Genomic DNA, 17161 nt, shown 5'->3' with positions numbered 1-17161 from the left:
ATGAAAACCTCTTTTGCACTGGCCACGTTGCTTGCCAGTTCGCCCTCTTGTTTTGCGTTGACCTTTGCCGGAGCCACAGAGAATCTTCTGTACTTCGAAGCTGCGACGCTTAGCGCGGATTACTGCGAGAAGCAAAATTTCCCGGTCCGCAACCTTCTCACGAAATGGCAAGCCACACACGAGCCTCTCTATCTGCGAACGATCCAGACTGTGCGGGCCGAAGGTGTCAAGCGCGGTCTGGCGACGGAAAAGGAACAGAATGAGCTCCTGTTCGAGATCATGGGGATGGCAAGCAAGGCCGCGCAAGCAAGCTTGGCTCGCAGAGACCCGCCGTGCCGGAAGTTTGGCCAGTTCATTGATGAAGTGGCGACCTATTTCAAGCGGTAGGGCCGTTGATCGAACTCCCTAATGGCGTTGATCCAACGCGCGCCGGCGTGAGCGCACACCGCGGGCGCCGCTGGGGCTGGATCGCCACGGCACTCATGCTGGCGGCGCTTGCGGTCTGGGGCTTCGTCATCGAGCCGCGCTGGGTTGCGGCGCGCGTAGAGCCACTGGGCTCGGCGGAATGGACTGCACCTGCGGGCCTCAAGGTCGCTGTGGCGGGCGACTGGCACCTCACCACGCGCTCCGCATGGCGTATCACCAGCGTCGAGCGAGCCGCGCGCATCGTCGACGAGATCAATGCCGCGCAGCCCGACGTGGTGCTGCTGCCCGGTGACTTCCTGGCGGGTTCGGGCGACGACGAACCACTGCCCATCGAGGACATGGCCGCCGTGCTCGGCCGTCTCAAGGCGCCTCAGGGCGTGTACGCGGTGCTCGGCAACCACGACTGGTGGCATGGCGGCGAGCGCACAGCCAAGGCGATGAGCGCACAGGGCATCCGTGTGCTTGAGAACGCCTCGATGCGCCTGCCGGGGCACGACATCTGGGTGGTCGGCATCGGCGACCACTCGACCGGTCATTCGGAGCCCATGCGGGCGCTGGCCGGCGTGCCGCCCGGCGCGGCGACTCTGGTCATGATGCACGACCCCTTCAGCTTCGCGACCATGCCGCGCACGCGGGGGCTGGTGGTGGCATCGCACACGCACGGCGGGCAGGTCAGCCTGCCGGGGCTCGGGGCACTGATCGTTCCGGGCGCGGCCCCGCGCGAATGGGCCTACGGCTGGATCACCCACAAGGGCAGGCGCATGTACGTGACCAGCGGGCTCGGCGTGAGCATCCTGCCGGTGCGCTTCAACATGCGGCCCGAGTGGGTGATGTTCCGGTAGGGCGGCGATCCGTTCCTGCCTGTCATCGGTTTGGATGACAGACAGGCATCGCGCGTCGGCGCACCATGGCCGCCTCTCTCCCGGAGGCTCTTGTCATGATCATCCAGAAATCCGTTCCCCTTGCCGCGCGGCTGGCCCTTCTGCCATTCGTCGTCGCGCTCGCCTTTTCCGCCCAGGCCCAGTCGGCGGCGCCCGACATCGCGACGCTGACAGCGACGGAGGCCATGCGTCAGCTGTGCGCAGGCACGCTCACAAGCGAGCAGCTGACGGAGGCCTACATAGCGCAGGCCAAGGCGAAGGCGAACCTCAATGCATTCATCGCTCTCGACGAGGCCGGAGCCCTGAAGCAGGCGCGAGCCGCCGATGCGTTGCGCAAGCGCGGCGGCACCTGCAAGCCGCTGGCGGGGCTGCCCGTGGCCATCAAGGACAACATCCAGGTGCAGGGCCTGCCCGCCACAGCCGGCTCGCCTGCGCTCAAGGGCTTCGTGCCTGCCGCAGACGCTCCGGTGGTCGCCAAGCTGCGCGCCGCCGGCGCCGTCATCCTCGGCAAGACGAACATGCACGAGCTGGCTTTCGGTGTCACCGGCTACAACCCCGGCTTCCACAGCGGGCCCGACGTGGGCGTGCGCAACGCCTACGACGCGACCCGCGTCGCCGGCGGCTCGTCCTCGGGCAACGGCACGGCCCTTGGCGCGCGCATGGCGCCGGCCGCGCTGGGCACAGACACGGGCGGCTCGGTGCGCATTCCCTGCGCGTTCAACGGCTGCGCGTCGCTGCGTCCCTCGATGGGGCGCTATCCGCAGCAGGGCATCGCGCCGATCTCGCACACGCGCGACACCGCCGGGCCGATGGCGCAGTCGATGGCCGACGTGGCGTTGCTCGACAGCGTCATCGCCGGCGGCAAGCCTCCGAAGCCCGCCAACCTGAAGCGCGTGCGTCTGGGCGTGGTACCAGCCTTCCTCGCGAATCTCGACGCCGACACCCGCGCCGCCACCGACGCAGCGCTCGCCAAGCTGCGTGCAGCCGGCGTCACGCTGGTGGATGTGGAGATGCCGAAGCTGATGGAGCTCAACGGCGCGGTCGGCTTCCCGCTTGCGCTCTACGAGGCGAACGACGACATGGTGGCCTACCTTGCGAAGTACCGCACCGGCATCGACATCGCGCAGCTCACCGCAGGCATCGCCAGCCCCGACGTCAAGGGCACCTTCGAGGCCTTCGTGATTCCGCGCAAGCTGCCAGCGCCGAATGGCGTGGTCGACGCGAAGCCGGTCTACGACAACGCGATGCGCGTCGCGCGCCCCGCGCTGCAGAAGCTCTACCGCGACACCTTCACGAAGAACAGGCTCGACGCGCTGGTGTTCCCGACGGTGCCGCGCGTGGCGCTGGCAGCCGCACCCGAGGCCAGCAGTCCCGAGAACTTCGGCGCCCTGATCCAGAACACCGATCCCGGCAGCAACGCCGGCATTCCGGGCGTGCAGCTGCCCTCTGGCCTCGGCGCGACGACGGGCCTGCCGGTGGGGCTGGAGCTGGACGGGCCGGCCGGCAGCGATCGCCGGCTGCTGGCCTTGGGACTTGCAGTGGAGCAGGTGCTGGGCCGCCTGCCGGCGCCGAAGTAACTGGTCGGCAGGCGTCAGCGCGCGGCCGGCATGGTCCGGCCAGCCAGAGCCGAACGGCGCTCGATGCCCAGCTTGTCGAAGATGCGGCGCAGGTAGGTGCGTACGGTGGGCACGCTCACCGCCATGCGTCGCGCGATCTCCTTGTCGGTGAGCCCTTCGCGCACGCAACGCGCCACTTCCTGTTCGCGTGCGCTCAGCGATGTCCATGTGGCGTCGTGCGCGCCGGCCGGCGAGGGCAATGCGGCCGACGCCACGCGCTGCGCCCTCTGAAGCGCCCCGATGAACGCGGGCTCGATCAGGTCCAGCAGCGCCTTCTCGTGATCGCCGAAGTCGCCGCGCCCCTTGCGGCGCCAGATGCGCAGGTCGCCCAGCGCGCGATCGCCCTCGAACGCATGCAGGTTCATGCCCCAGTGCAGCCCGTCGCGCGCGAGGAAGTCGTTGAAGAACGGGGTGCGCATCAGCTCGCGCTGCGGCATCACCTCGGTCACGCGCGTGGCGCGGCGGTGCGACTGCAGCACGAAGGTGATCGGGTCATGGTGCTGGTGCCACTGCGCGTAGCTGTCGAGGTTCGCCGGGTCCATGTGCAGCGCGACGCGCGCGCCGAAGCTGCCGCTTTCGGCGTCCCACACGAACGAGGCGAACTGGTCCGCGTGCAACAGGTCGAGCAGCGCCCAGCCCAGGCGCTCGCGGATCTTGCGCTCGTCTCGGTCGTCTTCGGCCAGCAGCGCAAAAACGCCGCGCAGGGCCTGCTGTTCAGGGGCTGTGAGGTACATCGCCGACTTTCTCGATGGGGCCGTTGTAACGCTAACGTTTAGCAAGCGCCGCGCCAAGAGTGGATGTCCGCGGGCGCGCACGAACGAGCCATCCGCAATGCGCGCAAAATCGGGCGCCGGTTTCCTGTCCGCCAATGCAGTCGCCTTCCCCCAGCTCCACCCGCGCGCCTTTTCCGGCGGCGATGTTGCAGCGCCTGCGCGACTACTGGGTCGAGTCGCCCAACCCCAATCCGCTGGTCGACCAGAGCCTCGCGCGGGCCTATGTGGACGACACCTACGACACGCCGCTCATGGCGGCCAGCGTCGCCGCCATCTTCTGGATCACCTTTCTCGTGCTCACGCACAACCTGGGCGCGCTGGTGTGGGGGCTGCTGGTGCATACCTCGCAGTGGCAACGGCACCGCCACCTGCGTCGCTTCGACCCCGCCAGCATCGACGTTGGCAACGCGGTGCGCATGCGGCGCCGGCTCGAAGTGCGCATGCTGGTGCCGGGGCTGGTCTGGGGGCTGGCACCGTGGCTCTTCTTTCCGCACGACAACCTCACGCTGATCCTGCTGATGTACTTCTTCATCAGCGGTGTTTCCAGCGTCGTCATCGCGGCGCTCGCGCAATGGTGGCTCGCCGCGCTGTGCTTCAGCGTGCCGATGTTCCTCGGCATGGCGCTGCGGCTGGTGGTGGAGCCGGGCAGCGTGACCATCCTCATGGGCTGCCTGGTGGTGTCGCAGATGTTCGCGGCGCTCTATTACGCGCGCAAGCAGAACCGGCTGATCGTGCGCTCCATCGAGCACGGCTTCGAGAACGCGCGGCTGGCCGATGCGCTCGCCCGCCAGCTCGATCACGTGGCCCAGCTCGCGGCGCAGCGCGCGCGCATCTTCGCGGCCGCCAACCACGACCTGCGCCAGCCGATGCATGCGCTGGCGATCTTCGTCGACGCGCTCAACACCCGCAGCGCACCGAGCGCCGACAACCTGCGCTTCATGCGCGACAGCGTCGATGCGCTGCGCGGTTCGGTCGATGCCCTGCTCGACATCGCACAGCTCGACGGCGGCGTGGCCCCGGTGCGGCTGGAGGCGGTACAGCTGGACCCGGTCTTCGAGGCACTCAACGGTCGTTTCGCCGCTCTGGCCGATGCCAAGGGGTTGGCCCTGCGCATTCGCCCGACAGAGGCCGTGGTGCGCGCCGATGCGCGCATGCTCGCGCGGCTGCTGGGCAATCTCGTGGACAACGCCATCAAGTACACGCCGTCGGGCACGGTCTTCGTCTTCGCGCGCCGGCTGCAGTCTTCGTCCGGTGGTGCGTCCGCGGCGTGGCGCATCGAGGTTCGCGACTCGGGCGTGGGCATCGAGGCCCGGCACCAGGCGCATGTGTTCGAGGAGTTCTTCCAGGTCGACAACCCTGGCCGCGACCGAAGCAGGGGCCTCGGGCTGGGCCTGTCGCTGGTGGCGAGCATGGCGCAGGCGATGGGCTCGAACATCCAGGTGCGCACGGCGCCGGGGCGTGGAAGCACCTTCTCGCTGGTGCTGGAGGAGGCGGTCGTGTCGGCCGATCGGATCGCGCTCGCCGACGAGGAGCCGGCCGGGCCCGCCGCCGGCACGGCCCTGGCGCCGATCCGCATCCTCGTGCTGGACGACGAGCAGCCCGTGCGCGAAGCCATGCGCTCGCTGCTGACCGGCTGGGGCCACGAGGTCGCGCTGGCCTCGAATCCGCGCGAAGCCCTGCAGCACGGCGGCGTGTTCGACCTGATGCTGAGCGACCTGCGGCTGGGCAGCGGGCTTTCCGGCCTGGCTGCGGCGCAGGCCCTGCAGGCGGTCGGCAAGGCGCGCAACGTGGTCGTCCTCACCGGCGAGACCGCGCATGCGACGCGGGCCGAAGTCGAGCGCGCGGGCTATGCGCTGATCTACAAGCCGGCTGGCGCGCAGGCCCTTCAGGAAGCCATCGCCGCGAGCCGGCCTTCCTAGCCTCGGGGCTTGCCCTGTCGGCACCCGGGCCGCGAGGTGTTCCAATAGCGGTCTTCATGAGTGCCATCGATCCCCCTACCGGGCCTTGCCCCTGCGGCCGAACCGACCGCCGCGACAAGCCCATTGCCTACGCCCTGTGCTGTGGCCGCTATCTCGACGATTTCGACAACACCCCCGCACCCGACGCCGAATCGCTGATGCGCTCGCGCTATTCGGCCTTCGTGCTGGAGCGCGGCGAATACCTGCTCGCCACCTGGCATGCGTCGAAACGGCCGGCTTCCGTCGAGTTCGAGCCGGGCGTCAAGTGGCTGGGGCTCGACGTCCGCTCGCGCTCGGTGCTCGATGCGGACCACGCCGAAGTCGAGTTCGTCGCGCGCCAGCGCGGCCCCTCGGGCGCCGCCACGCGCCTGCACGAGCGCAGCCGCTTCGTGCGCGAAGACGGGCGCTGGTACTACCTCGACGGCGACCTGCAGTAACAACCCCGGGTTGACGCGCCGGGCCGGGGCTCGCACAATCGGCCCCGCTCCGGGGTGCACGCATGTGGCGTGCTGAGATGGCAAAGCTGCCGACCCGCGAACTTGATCCGGGTCATACCGGCGTAAGAAGAGCTGCACTCCCTGACTCCGGTCCGTCACTCCCCCTTCCGTGACGGGCATCCCGAAGTCCACCGAGCGATTGCGGAGCACCCTTTCCCTCAACAAGGAGTGCCTCCGATGAATGCCCCCGACAAGTTCACCTCGCTGCTTTCGCTGACGCGCGAGCCCTTTCCCGCGTCGCACAAGTGCGTGATTCCGGGCAGCCGGCCCGACCTGTTCGTGCCCGTTCGCGACGTGCAGCTGACCAACGGCGAGACCGTGTCGCTCTACGACACCTCGGGCCCGTACACCGATCCGAAGGTCGAGATCGACGTGCGCCGCGGCCTGCCCGACGTGCGCGGCGCCTGGGTGCTGGAGCGCAACGACACCGAAAGCTACGAAGGCCGCTCGCACCATGCGCTCGACGACGGCGCCAAGAACGAGGACCGCGATGCGCAACGCCTGGCCGAACTGCGCGCCGGCGCCTCGGCGCTGCAGCGCACGCCGCGCCGCGCGAAGTCGGGCGCCAACGTCACGCAGATGCACTACGCGCGCCGCGGCATCGTCACGCCCGAGATGGAATACGTGGCGCTGCGCGAGAACGGCAAGCGCGAGTGGATGGCCGAATACCTCGCCAACGAGGAGCGCGCCAAGCGCGTGGCGGGCAACCCGATGGGCGCGAGCATTCCGCGCATCATCACGCCCGAGTTCGTGCGCGACGAAGTGGCGCGCGGTCGCGCGATCATCCCGGCCAACATCAACCACCCCGAAGTCGAGCCGATGGCCATCGGCCGCAACTTCAAGGTGAAGATCAACGCCAACATCGGCAACTCGGCCGTCACCTCGAGCATCGAGGAAGAGGTCGAGAAGCTGGTGTGGGCCATCCGCTGGGGCGCGGACAACGTGATGGACCTGTCGACCGGCAAGAACATCCACACCACGCGCGACTGGATCGTGCGCAACAGCCCCGTGCCCATCGGCACCGTGCCGATCTATCAGGCGCTCGAGAAAGTGGGCGGCGTGGCCGAGGACCTCACCTGGGAGATCTACCGCGACACGCTCATCGAGCAGGCGGAGCAGGGCGTCGACTACTTCACCATCCACGCCGGCCTGCGCCTGCCGTTCATCCATCTCACGGCCAACCGCATGACGGGCATCGTGTCGCGCGGCGGCTCGATCATGGCCAAGTGGTGCATCGCGCACCACAAGGAGAGCTTCCTCTACACGCACTTCGAGGACATCTGCGACATCATGAAGGCCTACGACGTGAGCTTCTCGCTCGGCGACGGCCTGCGGCCCGGCTCGGGCGCCGACGCCAACGACGAGGCCCAGTTCGCCGAACTGCGCACGCTGGGCGAGCTCACGCAGATCGCGTGGAAGCACGACGTGCAGACCATGATCGAAGGGCCGGGCCATGTGCCGATGCACATGATCCAGTCGAACATGGACGAGCAGATCAAGCATTGCCACGAGGCGCCGTTCTACACGCTCGGGCCGCTGACCATCGACATCGCGCCGGGTTACGACCACATTGCCAGCGCCATCGGCGCGGCGATGATCGGCTGGGCCGGCACGGCGATGCTCTGCTACGTGACGCCGAAGGAGCACCTGGGGCTGCCTGACCGCGATGACGTGAAGCAGGGGATCATTGCGTACAAGATCGCTGCGCATGCTGCCGATGTGGCGAAGGGGCATCCGGGGGCCCGGTCGCGGGACGATGCGTTGAGCAAGGCGCGGTTCGAGTTTCGTTGGCAGGATCAGTTCAACCTGGGCCTGGACCCTGACACTGCGCGCGAATTCCACGATGAGACCTTGCCTAAGGATTCGAGCAAGGTGGCGCACTTCTGCTCCATGTGCGGGCCGAAGTTCTGCTCGATGAAGATTACTCAGGAAGTGCGGGAGTACGCAGCGAAGAAGGGCGTGGCCGAGGCCGCTGCCGTGGCTGAAGGCATGGAGGAGAAGTCGAAGGAGTTCATGGCGGGCGGGGGCGAGATGTATATCCCCATCCGGGCCGTGTCTTGAGATTGCTTTCCGGGGCCGGGACTCGCCCCGGCGGGCGACCTGCTTTCTTTTGCTTCGCCAAAAGAAAGTAGGCAAAGAAAAGGCGACCCCACTGTCTGCGTCCCTCCGCTTCGCTGCGGGCAACCTGCGGTGCTCGCGTTTCGCGGGGGCTCGCCCAAACTCGCTTCGCTCAAACAAGGGCGAGCCCTGATCCGCGAAACGCTGCGCTCCTCGGCGCAGCCAGAGGGGAGGGGAGACGGACGGGCCTTTGCTTCGCTCGGCCCGCTTTTCTTTCAGATCATCGGAGTGACTGCGCCGTCCATTGCCACGATGGCGCCGGTCACATAACTCGCCTTCGGCGACGCCAGGAACACCACTGCGTTGGCGATCTCTTCCGGCGTCGCGATGCGGCCGAGCGGCAGCCTTGCCTTGGCGCGCTCCAGCGCCTCGTCGGTGCCGATGCCCTGCAGCTTCGCGTCGGCCTTCATGCCTTCCTGCAGCCGCTCGGTCAGCGTGAGGCCGGGGTTCACGGCGTTCACGCGCACGCCCTTGCCGGCATAGGCGGCGGCCATGCCGGCGCTCACGAGCATCAGGGCGGCGTTGGCGGCGCCGCCGGCCATGTGCACGGGGCTCGCGACCTTGCCGCCCTGGCCGATGACGTTGACGATGGCGCCGCGTCCGCGCTGGCCCATGCGCCTGACCACGGGGTGGATCATGTGGACGTAGGTGAAGTACTTCGCGTCCATTGCGTCGTGCCAGGACGCGGCCGTGAGTTCGTCGGGCGGGGTGCGGCGCGCGGCGCCGGCCGAGTTGACGAGGATGTCGACCGGGCCGAAGGCCTTTTCGGCTGCGTCGAGTGCCGCCTCTGCGCCGGCCGGGTCCTTGAGGTCGGCCGCATGGATCGACACGCGGCCCTCGGCCTGCGCGAACGATTCGACGAGCGTCCGGCGGCCCTGCTCGAGGTTGGCGACGTCGCGCGACACGAGGCTCACGCGCGCGCCTTCGCGCAGGAAGCCCAGCGCGCAGGCCAGGCCGATGCCCTTGCTGCCGCCGGTGATGAGAACGTGCTGGTCCTGGAGCTGGAGGTCCATGAAACGGGTCCTTGGTGTGTGGGGTGCGGCGATTGAATCACCGCCGCGAAACCCCTGCACGCGCCCCGGCCGGATGGGCTGCGGGCTCTCGGCGCCTTTTCGTCGTCTCGGGCTCCAGCGCGCCGGGCGCGGTATCGATGGCGTCGCGCAGGTGGCCGTTGTTGTCGTGGTGCACCAGCAACTGCCGTGTGCGCTGCCAGGTCGACAGGCGCGCCGGCGGCACCTCGATGTAGGTGGCCAGCGCAGACAGCGACGACTTCTCCCGCTCGGGCGGCGCCTCCCGACGGTGCTGGCGGCGGCGCCATGGCGCCATCACCAGCATGGACAGCAGGATCGCGCTGATCACCAGGCCGTACAGGCTCAGCAGGTGCAGCACCTCGGGTTGCGAACGCGCGCCCAGCACGTAGGGCCATGCATACCAGACTGCGCAGAACCAGATGGTGACGGTGATGGCGGGGCGCAGCAGGCGCAGCCACAGGTACATGGCCAGCGCGCGCTGCGGCGAGCGGCCGCTGCCGAAGGCGCGCAGCGGGATGCGCGCGGCGTCGATGATCGGCTCGTCCACCGGGGGCTGCCCCCAGGAGCGGCTGCGGCTCGGGGGCGAGGCATCGTTGTGCGTCTCGGGCGGATAGCTCGAGGGGAAGACGGACTCATGGGACATCGGAAACTCCTCGGTCGGGACTTGTCCACACCGCGCGTTTTCCCCGGCGGCGTATCAGGGCTTTGGGAAGGGCGATGACGGTGGTGGCCATCGTGATGGTCCAGAAGGCGATCGGATACCAGATCGTTCCGGCGAAGTAGCGCATCAGGTCGCGGTCGTAGCGGCGGTCGATCCACAGGCTCAGCAGCATCTGCAGGATGCAGGTCATGGCCAGCAGCGTGCCCTGCCAGTGCGGCAGCAGCGCCGAATGCCAGGACGAGTCGTGCGGCAGGAAGGGCCGCACCAGGCTGATGACCAGCACCAGGGCCATGGCATAGGCCCAGAAGATGCTCGTCATGTACTCGAAGTACACGGGCCACATGCGCCAGTGGCGCGGCCGCAGGATGTGCGAGGTGCAGCGCAGCATGGTCTGGATGCCGCCGATGGCCCAGCGCAGGCGCTGCTTCCAGAGACCGCGCAAGGTCTCGGGCATCAGGATCCAGCACAGCGCGCGCGGCTCGAAGCGCAGCTGCCAGCCGGCGATCTGCAGCTTCCAGCTCATGTCGATGTCCTCGGTGAGCACGTCGGGGCTCCAGAAGCCCACGTCGATCACCGCGCGGCGGCGGAACATGGCGATCACGCCCGACACCGTGAACAGCGTGCCCGCCAGCTGCTGCGAGCGCTTGATGAGGCCGATGATCGAGGAGAACTCGCCCACCTGCATGCGCCCCAGCAGCGTGGTGCGCGTGCGGATGCGCGGGTTGCCGGTGACCGCGCCGATGCGCTCCGAAGCCAGCATCGGCAGCAGCATCCACGCGATGGCGTCCTCGTCGATCAGCGCGTCGCCGTCGATGCCCAGGATGTACTCGCCGCGCGCGAGCTGGCAGGCGGTGTTGAGCCCGACGGCCTTGCCCTGGTTGCTGGCGTTGTGGATCACGCGCAGGCGGCCGTACTCCTGCGTCATCTGGTCGAGCAGCTCGCCTGTGCCGTCGGTGCTGCCGTCGTTCACGGCAATGACCTCGCAGTACGGGTAGCGCGTGCGCATCAGCTGCTCGATCACCTCGCGCAGGTGCGGCGCCTCGTTGAAACACGGCACGACCACTGTGACCAGCGGGCGCGAGGGCAGCAGGTCGAGCGGATTGACGTCCACGTCGCGCTTGCGCTCGAAAACCATCGCATGCGAGAGGCCGCCCGCCATCCACACGTAGGCCATGAAGAACGGGTAATAGAAGACGAAGCCGAACAGCAGCGAGGGCAGCGTCTGCGCCAGGAACTCGACGGTGCTCATCGTGGATGCTCCTGCGGCGCGGCCTGTGCCGGCAACTGCACCGGCACCTGCGCTGCAGACGTCGCCCGCAGCGCGCGCGGCAGCATCGTGCGCACCGAGATCGCGCGGCGCACGGTCTCCAGCGAAGGCTGGTCGTTGAGGAAGTCGTCGGGGTAGTAGCCCAGGTGGCGCACGCCGGCGCGCTGCAGCAGCGTCCACTGCCGCGTGAGCTCCGCGTCGGGCACGGGCTTTCCGGTGCGCCAGTCGCGCGCCTGCAGCTCGAACACGGTGCCGTCGAGGCCGCGCGGCGTGTCGGCGGCGCGCCTGGCCAGGCGCGCGAGCCAGCCGTCGGCATCGGCCTCGCGCTCCATGCGCGGCATCGCCATCAGCGCGACGTAGTCGTAGGCGGCGAGCGAGGCCTCGTAGTTCTGCGCGAACCATTGCTCTGCCTGCGGCTCCAGCACCGGCCGCGCGTAGAGGTTGCGGGCGGTCTCCAGCGCGGGCCGCCAGGCGCCCGTGCGCGCGGCGAGCTCCTGCGTGAATTCGATCAGGTAGCGCGTCTTGGCCGTGGTCCAGCGCGCCATCAGCCCGGGGTTTGCGCGGATCGCCGCCACGTCGGCCGGCAGGCCCCATTTCGCGTAGGTGGCGAGCGCGGCGGGGCTGGCGTCCTCGTCGTCGGACAGCGTCGCGTCGTCGTGGAACAGCAGGCCCTCGAAGAAGGTGTAGCGGCCCAGGTCTTCGTAGATGTCGCCGACCAGCGCGCGTACCGCGGGGTCGAAGGGCGTGAGCCGGTGGTAGCGGCCGGCCGGCATCGCGCCGCCTTGCGCCGTCACCGTGCGGGTGGCGAGCGGGTTCGATGCCGGCAGCTTGAAGGCCGTCACCGGCATCCAGGCGTAGACCTTCACGCCGGCGCGGCTGCGCAGCTGCCAGGCCGCGCGGGCGAACAGGTCGGCGCGCATCGGCAGGTGGCGGTTGGGAAAGTACAGCGCGTCGGCCACGCCGTCGCCGTCGGGGTCGGCGTAGGCCTGAAGGAACACCGCGCGCGGGCGCACGGCGGCCACGCGGTCGATCAGCATCGAGAGGTTGCGCTCCTGCTGGGCCGGGTCGGGGTCGTACACGTAGTCCAGGTCCACATGCATCACGCGGTTGACCGGACGCACCTCGCCGCCCACGGGGCTGCGCAGCATGCGATCGAACGAGGGCGCCTCGTTGTCGTAGGCCGCCAGCGCGCGGCGGATGCGCGCGAGCGGCACGGCGGCCGTGTTCGGTCCGTCATCGAGCGTGAAGGTGATGGGCATGCCCGCGCGAGCCGATGCCTGGAGCGCCGCCGTGTTGTACGCGCCGTAGGGCCACACCATCGAGCGCACCTTCGCGCCGGTGCGCTTCTCGATGAGTTCGCGGCTGCGGCGCAGGTCGGCCTCGACGCGCCGCACGTAGGCGTCGTCGTCCTCGTAGCGGCCGGTCTTCGGGTCGTAGCGGTGCGTGGCCGCGGCCGGCAGCAGGTTGCCCTGCGGATTGGCGACGATGCCGGTGTGCATGGCGTCGCTGTGGCTCGCGAATTCGACGAGGCCCGAGCGCGCCATCTCGGCGGCCTCGCTCCACAGCAGGAAGTTCTCGCGCGGCGCGGGCTTGTCGCCCCAGTGCACCTGCTGTCCTTCGGGCACCTCGAGCCAGCTGGTCACCAGCGCCATCACCGCCGGATAGTTGTAGCGCTTGAGCAGCGGAAAGACCTTGGTGTAGGCGCTGCGGTAGCCGTCGTCGAAAGTCAGCAGCACCGGCCTGGGCGGCAGCGGCTTGCCGCCGGCGCGCGCGTCGACGATCTGCTGCAGGCTCACCGGGTGGTAGTCGTTGTACTGCAGCCAGGCGAGCACGCCCGCGAAGGTGTGCTCGTCCATGGCGGTCTCGTCGGGCGAGGTCTCGAAGCTCTCGCGAACGTTGGCGCGCACGTCGTGGAAGGAGATCACGCGAAAGCTCACGCCGTCGTCGGGGTCTGCGGGCGGCAGCGGCTGCGCGAGCGCCGGCAGCGAGAGCGCCATCAGCAGCAGCCACGGCAGGACCGTGCGCAGGAAGGTGAAAGGGTTCGTCGTCGTTCTTCGCATCACGGCAGGGGCGTCGAGAGGTTCAGGAAGACGCCGCGCTGTCGCTCGCGCACGCCGTCGTAGGGATGGCTGGAAACGAACGCGCCGTAGCGCAGCGTGAGCCGTGGCCCGAAGTTCCAGCGGTGCTCGTAGCGCAGACTCCATATCGGGCCGCTGCCGAAGCCGGCCTGCCGGTAGCTGCCGCCGCCGAGCTCGACGATCTGGAAGAACTGTCGGTCGTCGCGCTTCCAGTTGAGCCACTGGGCGCGCACGCCGAGCTGCACGCTGCCGTCGCTCGACGGGTTGAAGTAGGGCGCCTCGACGGCGCGGCCGCGGCTCGCGTCGGCACCGAGCCGGGTTTCGAGCTGGAAGGCCGGCGTGCTGATCCAGCGCTCGCGCCAGCCGATGTCCAGGCCGTTGCGCACGTTGCCGTCGCTGAAGTCGAGCTGCTGCCACTTCAGGTCGAAGCGGCGCGACTCGTCGACCACATAGCCCACGCTGGCGCCGACCTCGTGCGCGCCGATGCCGGCCACGCGCGCCTTCCACGGCAGCTCCTTGCTGTCGCCGTCGTAGGTGGCCGACAGCCGCCACGCGTCGCCCGCGCGGTAGTCGAGCCGGCCGGCCACGCTGTTGCGATAGGGGCCCGCGTTCGCGTGCTGCACGATGCCTTCGGCCAGCCAGCGCCCTTGCTGCCAGCCCAGGCCGAGGCCGCCGCGCGCCCAGTTCGCGTTGCCGATGTCGGTGCTGCCGCGGCCCAGCGTCTGGTCGTAGAACACGCGCCACCGGTCGTCGATGAGGCCCGAGCTCAGCCGGCTGTCGATGCGCCATTCATGGCTGGCGATGGCCGCGCCGCCGGAGGAAGCCTCGGCGTCCACGTCGAGCCGCGGGCCGACGAGGGCGCGCCGCTTGCGTTCCATCTCGCGCACCTGCACCGAGTCGGGCAGGTCGGCCGTGAGCGATTCGGCGCGCCGGCGGGCCTCGGCGAACTCGTCCGCGTCGAGCAGCGCCTCGACATGGCCGATGCGCGCGCCGGTGTCGTAGGGGGAGTCGGCCGCCAGCGCCTCGAAGCGGGCGACGGCAGCCTCGGGATGCTCGCGCAGCCGCGCGGTGAGCGCCGCGCCCTGGGCATAGCCGGCGTTGAGCGGCGCTTCCCGCGTCAATACCGAGAAGCTCCGCTGCGCGAGTGCCGGACGGTCGGAGTAGAGCTGGACGAGGCCGCGCAGGCCGGTGACCTCGGTGTACTCGCCGTTCGGGCGGCCCGCTTCGGGCGCGAGGCGCAGCATCGCGGGCGTGGCGGCTTCGATCCGGTCGAGCAGCGCTTCGGCGTCGGCGAACCGGCCCACGTCCAGGTAGGCGTAGATCAGCCCGTAGTGAATCTCGCTGGGCATCGGCAGGTCGGCACCGCCGCTGGCCACGGCCGCCTCGTAGAGCGGAACGGCCTCGATGGAGCGTCGCTCCTGCGCGAGCGCCCGGGCCGCGGCCTCGAGCCCGTAGGCGGGGAGCTCGGTGCCCGTGGCGCGCAGGCTGTCGTAGAGCGCGATGGCATCCGCAGGGCGGCCGCGTTCGACCAGCGCCAGCAGGCGATCGGATTGCAGCCGCACCCGTACCGTGCGCCATGCGGCGGCATCGGCGGGGTCGGCCTTCGGGGCTGCCGCGTCGGCCCGCGCCAGCGCGGCTTCCTGGTCGGCCAGCACCCGGTCGAGCGCGACCACGCGCTCCGCGCCCAGCCGCTGGTCGCGTGCGCGTATCGCCCAGCGCAGCCGCTGCGCCAGCGCCTCCTGCTGCAGGGTGGAAAGCGCCAGCGGCGAGAAGCTGCCCGGAGCGGCGCGTTCCGCCGCCTCCGCGTTCTCGAAGGCGCTCGATGCGGCACCGCTGGCCGCGAGCAGGAAGTCGGCCTCGCGGCGGAGGTCGAGGCGTCCGGGCCGCAGCGCATTGGCCTCGGCGTAGGCGCCGAGCGCCTGCAGCGGGTCTTTGTCGGCACGCGCCAGGGCGCCGCGCAGTTCCAGCAGCGCGACGCGGTCGTCGATGCGCGTGGGCGCGGGTTGCGACAGCGCGCGGTACAGCGCCCGGGCGCCGGCGATGTCGCCGCTGTCGAGGCGCCACCAGGCTTCGTGGACGCGCGGCTCGCGGGCATCGGGCTGCCGTGCGCGCCAGATGCCGATGACTTCGCCCTGCAGGCCGGTGTCATGGGTGCGCCGTGCCGCGAGCGCGAGCGGGCCCAGGGCGTAGTCCTCCAGCTTCGAAGGAGTGGCCTGGCGACCCAGCGCCACGGCCTCGGCGTACTGGCCGTCGGCGGACGCGATCGCGACGGCATCGGAGGCCACGCGCCGGCGGGCGTCGTCGCCGATCGGCGATGCGAGCCATGCCTTCAGCTGGCGCAGCGCTTCTGCCGCGTTGGTGCGGCCTTCGCGGCGCGCGACGATCAGCGCGTCGTGCTGGCGCGCGTCATAGGGCAATGTGCTCCGGTCGACGACGGGAGGCAGGGCCGCAGGCGGCGTGAGAGCCGGCTGCGCGAACGCCGCCGGCGCGCCGAGGAGCAGCGTGCATGCCAGTGGCAAAGGGGGAATTTTTTGCGCATTCCGCGCGAATCGGAGAAGCGCCGGGCCGGCGAGCGCCGGTTTGCGCTTGGCCGAGACCGTGCCTCCAGCTTTTTTCTGGATGAACACCTTGCTCCCTTGGAAACTCGAAATACGGTCCCCGGGAGGCCATGACGACGCCGCGAGAACCGGAGATGCCGATGTGACAGGCCGGCAGCCTCGGAAAAACTATTCAGGAATCACTCTAGACATGATTGTTAACAGTGGCAAACAAAAGTCCGAATAATTGGTTATATGTGTGAACAGATCCGCGTTTTTGGCGCCTGCGCTGATCGCTTTTGTCGGACAGGTGCCCAAAGAGTCCGGCGTCCGTCCGACCCGGGCCCGACCTAAGATCGCGCGATGAACGCTGCTCCCCAAGCCCCTTCGCCTTCGTCCTCCCCGCTCCCCCGCTTCTGGTCCCGGCTCACCACGCGCGACTTCGCCTCGCTCGACCCGGCGGCCACCGTCGCGGTGCTGCCGCTGGGCGCGACCGAGCAGCACGGCCCGCACCTGCCGCTGGGCGTGGACACGGTGCTGGCCGACGGCATCGTCGCCGCGTCGCTGCCGCTGCTGCCGGCTTCGCTGCCGGTGCTGTTCCTGCCGACCCAGCAGATCGGCCTCAGCCCCGAGCACGCGCGCTTCGCGGGCACGCTCACGCTGTCGGCCGAGACGCTGATCCGCCTCTGGAGCGAGATCGGCGCGGGCGTGGCGCGCGCGGGCGTCAAGAAGCTGGTGCTTTTCAATGCGCACGGCGGCCACGTCGGCGCAATGGACATCGTGGCGCGCGAGCTGCGCGCGGCGCACGGGCTCATCGTCTACAGCGTGAGCTGGTTCAACCTGCCGCTGGGCGACGCGGGCGCGCAGTTCAGCGCGCACGAGCACCGCTTCGGCGTGCATGCGGGCGAGATCGAGACTTCGATGATGCTGGCGCTGACGCCGCAGCTGGTGCGCATGGGCGAGGCGCGCGACTTCCCCTCCACCTCCGAGCAGCGCGCGGCCGGCTACCCGATCCTGGGCAACGGCAGGAGCGCCAAGCTCGGCTGGGCGATGGAGGACTACAACGCCCACGGCGCCGCCGGCAACGCGGCGGCGGCCACGGCGGAGCATGGCCAGGCGGTGATCGATGCCGCGGCGCAGCAACTGGCGCTGCTGCTGGAGGAGGTGTCGCGGCTGCCGCTGGACACCGCCAACACCGGCCCGCTGCCCTGAGCCCTGGCGCAGGGAACGATCGGCGGGGGCTCGCTTCGGCGCCCGTGTCGCGTTAACGTTGATCTAACGGTTCTGCGCTAACTTCGCGGCGCACCAACGAACCAAT

The 17161-nt window shown here is 69.5% G+C and carries 13 protein-coding genes and 1 riboswitch; of the genes, 7 read left to right on the top strand and 6 right to left on the bottom strand.

The genetic code is table 11. The features are described from left to right. The 3 genes from EJO71_RS10205 to iaaH all read left to right on the top strand — a co-directional run bounded on the left by EJO71_RS10205 (window position 1) and on the right by iaaH (window position 2884). Window positions 1-387: a hypothetical protein gene (locus EJO71_RS10205; protein ID WP_125948116.1), complete on the top strand. Its 387-nt coding sequence runs from the start codon at window positions 1-3 to the stop codon at window positions 385-387. 47 nt (window positions 388-434) lie between these two features. Continuing rightward, on the top strand, window positions 435-1268 hold the full coding sequence (locus EJO71_RS10200; protein WP_125948117.1) for a metallophosphoesterase: 834 nt from the start codon (window positions 435-437) through the stop codon (window positions 1266-1268). Between the two features lie 95 nt (window positions 1269-1363). Further along, window positions 1364-2884 (top strand): indoleacetamide hydrolase, encoded by a 1521-nt coding sequence (iaaH, locus tag EJO71_RS10195; protein WP_276311651.1) that lies wholly within the window; start codon window positions 1364-1366, stop codon window positions 2882-2884. 14 nt (window positions 2885-2898) lie between these two features. Here the strand turns inward: iaaH and EJO71_RS10190 are convergent, their stop codons facing one another. After that, window positions 2899-3657 (bottom strand): helix-turn-helix transcriptional regulator, encoded by a 759-nt coding sequence (locus EJO71_RS10190; RefSeq protein WP_125948118.1) that lies wholly within the window; start codon window positions 3655-3657, stop codon window positions 2899-2901. A gap of 134 nt (window positions 3658-3791) precedes the next feature. Between EJO71_RS10190 and EJO71_RS10185 the strand changes: the two genes are divergently transcribed. The 3 genes from EJO71_RS10185 (at window position 3792) to thiC (ending at window position 8212) form a co-directional block, all read left to right on the top strand. Next, window positions 3792-5615, top strand: coding sequence for a hybrid sensor histidine kinase/response regulator (locus EJO71_RS10185; RefSeq protein WP_125948119.1), 1824 nt, complete (start codon window positions 3792-3794; stop codon window positions 5613-5615). A gap of 56 nt (window positions 5616-5671) precedes the next feature. Next, window positions 5672-6091 carry a YchJ family metal-binding protein gene (locus EJO71_RS10180; protein ID WP_125948120.1) on the top strand — a complete coding sequence of 140 codons (420 nt, stop codon included), beginning with the start codon at window positions 5672-5674 and terminating at the stop codon, window positions 6089-6091. Between the two features lie 40 nt (window positions 6092-6131). Further along, window positions 6132-6237, top strand: a riboswitch (TPP riboswitch). Between the two features lie 91 nt (window positions 6238-6328). After that, on the top strand, window positions 6329-8212 hold the full coding sequence (thiC, locus tag EJO71_RS10175; RefSeq protein WP_125948121.1) for a phosphomethylpyrimidine synthase ThiC: 1884 nt from the start codon (window positions 6329-6331) through the stop codon (window positions 8210-8212). Window positions 8213-8484: 272 nt separating this feature from the next. On the opposite strand, the gene EJO71_RS10165 is transcribed toward thiC, so the two are convergent. Genes EJO71_RS10165 through pgaA form a run of 5 tightly spaced genes read right to left on the bottom strand, consistent with a single transcriptional unit; the run spans window position 8485 to window position 15825 of the window. After that, window positions 8485-9282 (bottom strand): SDR family oxidoreductase, encoded by a 798-nt coding sequence (locus tag EJO71_RS10165; protein WP_125948122.1) that lies wholly within the window; start codon window positions 9280-9282, stop codon window positions 8485-8487. A gap of 37 nt (window positions 9283-9319) precedes the next feature. Beyond that, complete coding sequence (gene pgaD, locus EJO71_RS10160; protein ID WP_125948123.1) at window positions 9320-9943, bottom strand: poly-beta-1,6-N-acetyl-D-glucosamine biosynthesis protein PgaD; 624 nt, start codon at window positions 9941-9943, stop codon at window positions 9320-9322. Beyond that, window positions 9933-11210 (bottom strand): poly-beta-1,6-N-acetyl-D-glucosamine synthase, encoded by a 1278-nt coding sequence (gene pgaC, locus EJO71_RS10155; protein ID WP_125948124.1) that lies wholly within the window; start codon window positions 11208-11210, stop codon window positions 9933-9935. The genes pgaD and pgaC overlap by 11 nt, the downstream gene beginning before the upstream one ends. Further along, entirely contained in the window at window positions 11207-13288 is a 2082-nt protein-coding gene (gene pgaB / locus EJO71_RS10150; protein WP_125948125.1) for a poly-beta-1,6-N-acetyl-D-glucosamine N-deacetylase PgaB, read from the bottom strand. The genes pgaC and pgaB overlap by 4 nt, the downstream gene beginning before the upstream one ends. Next, complete coding sequence (pgaA, locus tag EJO71_RS10145) at window positions 13288-15825, bottom strand: poly-beta-1,6 N-acetyl-D-glucosamine export porin PgaA (RefSeq protein WP_164546779.1); 2538 nt, start codon at window positions 15823-15825, stop codon at window positions 13288-13290. The genes pgaB and pgaA overlap by 1 nt, the downstream gene beginning before the upstream one ends. 381 nt (window positions 15826-16206) lie before the next feature. Between pgaA and EJO71_RS10140 the strand changes: the two genes are divergently transcribed. Beyond that, on the top strand, window positions 16207-17055 hold the full coding sequence (locus tag EJO71_RS10140; protein ID WP_125948127.1) for a creatininase family protein: 849 nt from the start codon (window positions 16207-16209) through the stop codon (window positions 17053-17055). Window positions 17056-17161 lie beyond the last annotated feature (106 nt).

The organism is Variovorax sp. 679, from assembly GCF_003952185.1.
GTDB lineage: Bacteria > Pseudomonadota > Gammaproteobacteria > Burkholderiales > Burkholderiaceae_C > Variovorax.
The sequence above is the reverse complement of the archived record's forward strand: the minus strand, read 5'-3'. Positions and strand labels throughout refer to the sequence as shown.

Excerpts from the sequence above, each read along its gene's own strand:
- EJO71_RS10205 (WP_125948116.1), top strand. The coding sequence starts at position 1 with ATGAAAACCTCTTTTGCACTGGCCACGTTGCTTGCCAGTTCGCCCTCT.
- iaaH (WP_276311651.1), top strand. The coding sequence starts at position 1,364 with ATGATCATCCAGAAATCCGTTCCCCTTGCCGCGCGGCTGGCCCTTCTG.
- EJO71_RS10190 (WP_125948118.1), bottom strand. The coding sequence starts at position 3,657 with ATGTACCTCACAGCCCCTGAACAGCAGGCCCTGCGCGGCGTTTTTGCG.
- EJO71_RS10185 (WP_125948119.1), top strand. The coding sequence starts at position 3,792 with ATGCAGTCGCCTTCCCCCAGCTCCACCCGCGCGCCTTTTCCGGCGGCG.
- EJO71_RS10180 (WP_125948120.1), top strand. The coding sequence starts at position 5,672 with ATGAGTGCCATCGATCCCCCTACCGGGCCTTGCCCCTGCGGCCGAACC.
- thiC (WP_125948121.1), top strand. The coding sequence starts at position 6,329 with ATGAATGCCCCCGACAAGTTCACCTCGCTGCTTTCGCTGACGCGCGAG.
- EJO71_RS10165 (WP_125948122.1), bottom strand. The coding sequence starts at position 9,282 with ATGGACCTCCAGCTCCAGGACCAGCACGTTCTCATCACCGGCGGCAGC.
- pgaD (WP_125948123.1), bottom strand. The coding sequence starts at position 9,943 with ATGTCCCATGAGTCCGTCTTCCCCTCGAGCTATCCGCCCGAGACGCAC.
- pgaC (WP_125948124.1), bottom strand. The coding sequence starts at position 11,210 with ATGAGCACCGTCGAGTTCCTGGCGCAGACGCTGCCCTCGCTGCTGTTC.
- pgaB (WP_125948125.1), bottom strand. The coding sequence starts at position 13,288 with ATGCGAAGAACGACGACGAACCCTTTCACCTTCCTGCGCACGGTCCTG.
- EJO71_RS10140 (WP_125948127.1), top strand. The coding sequence starts at position 16,207 with ATGAACGCTGCTCCCCAAGCCCCTTCGCCTTCGTCCTCCCCGCTCCCC.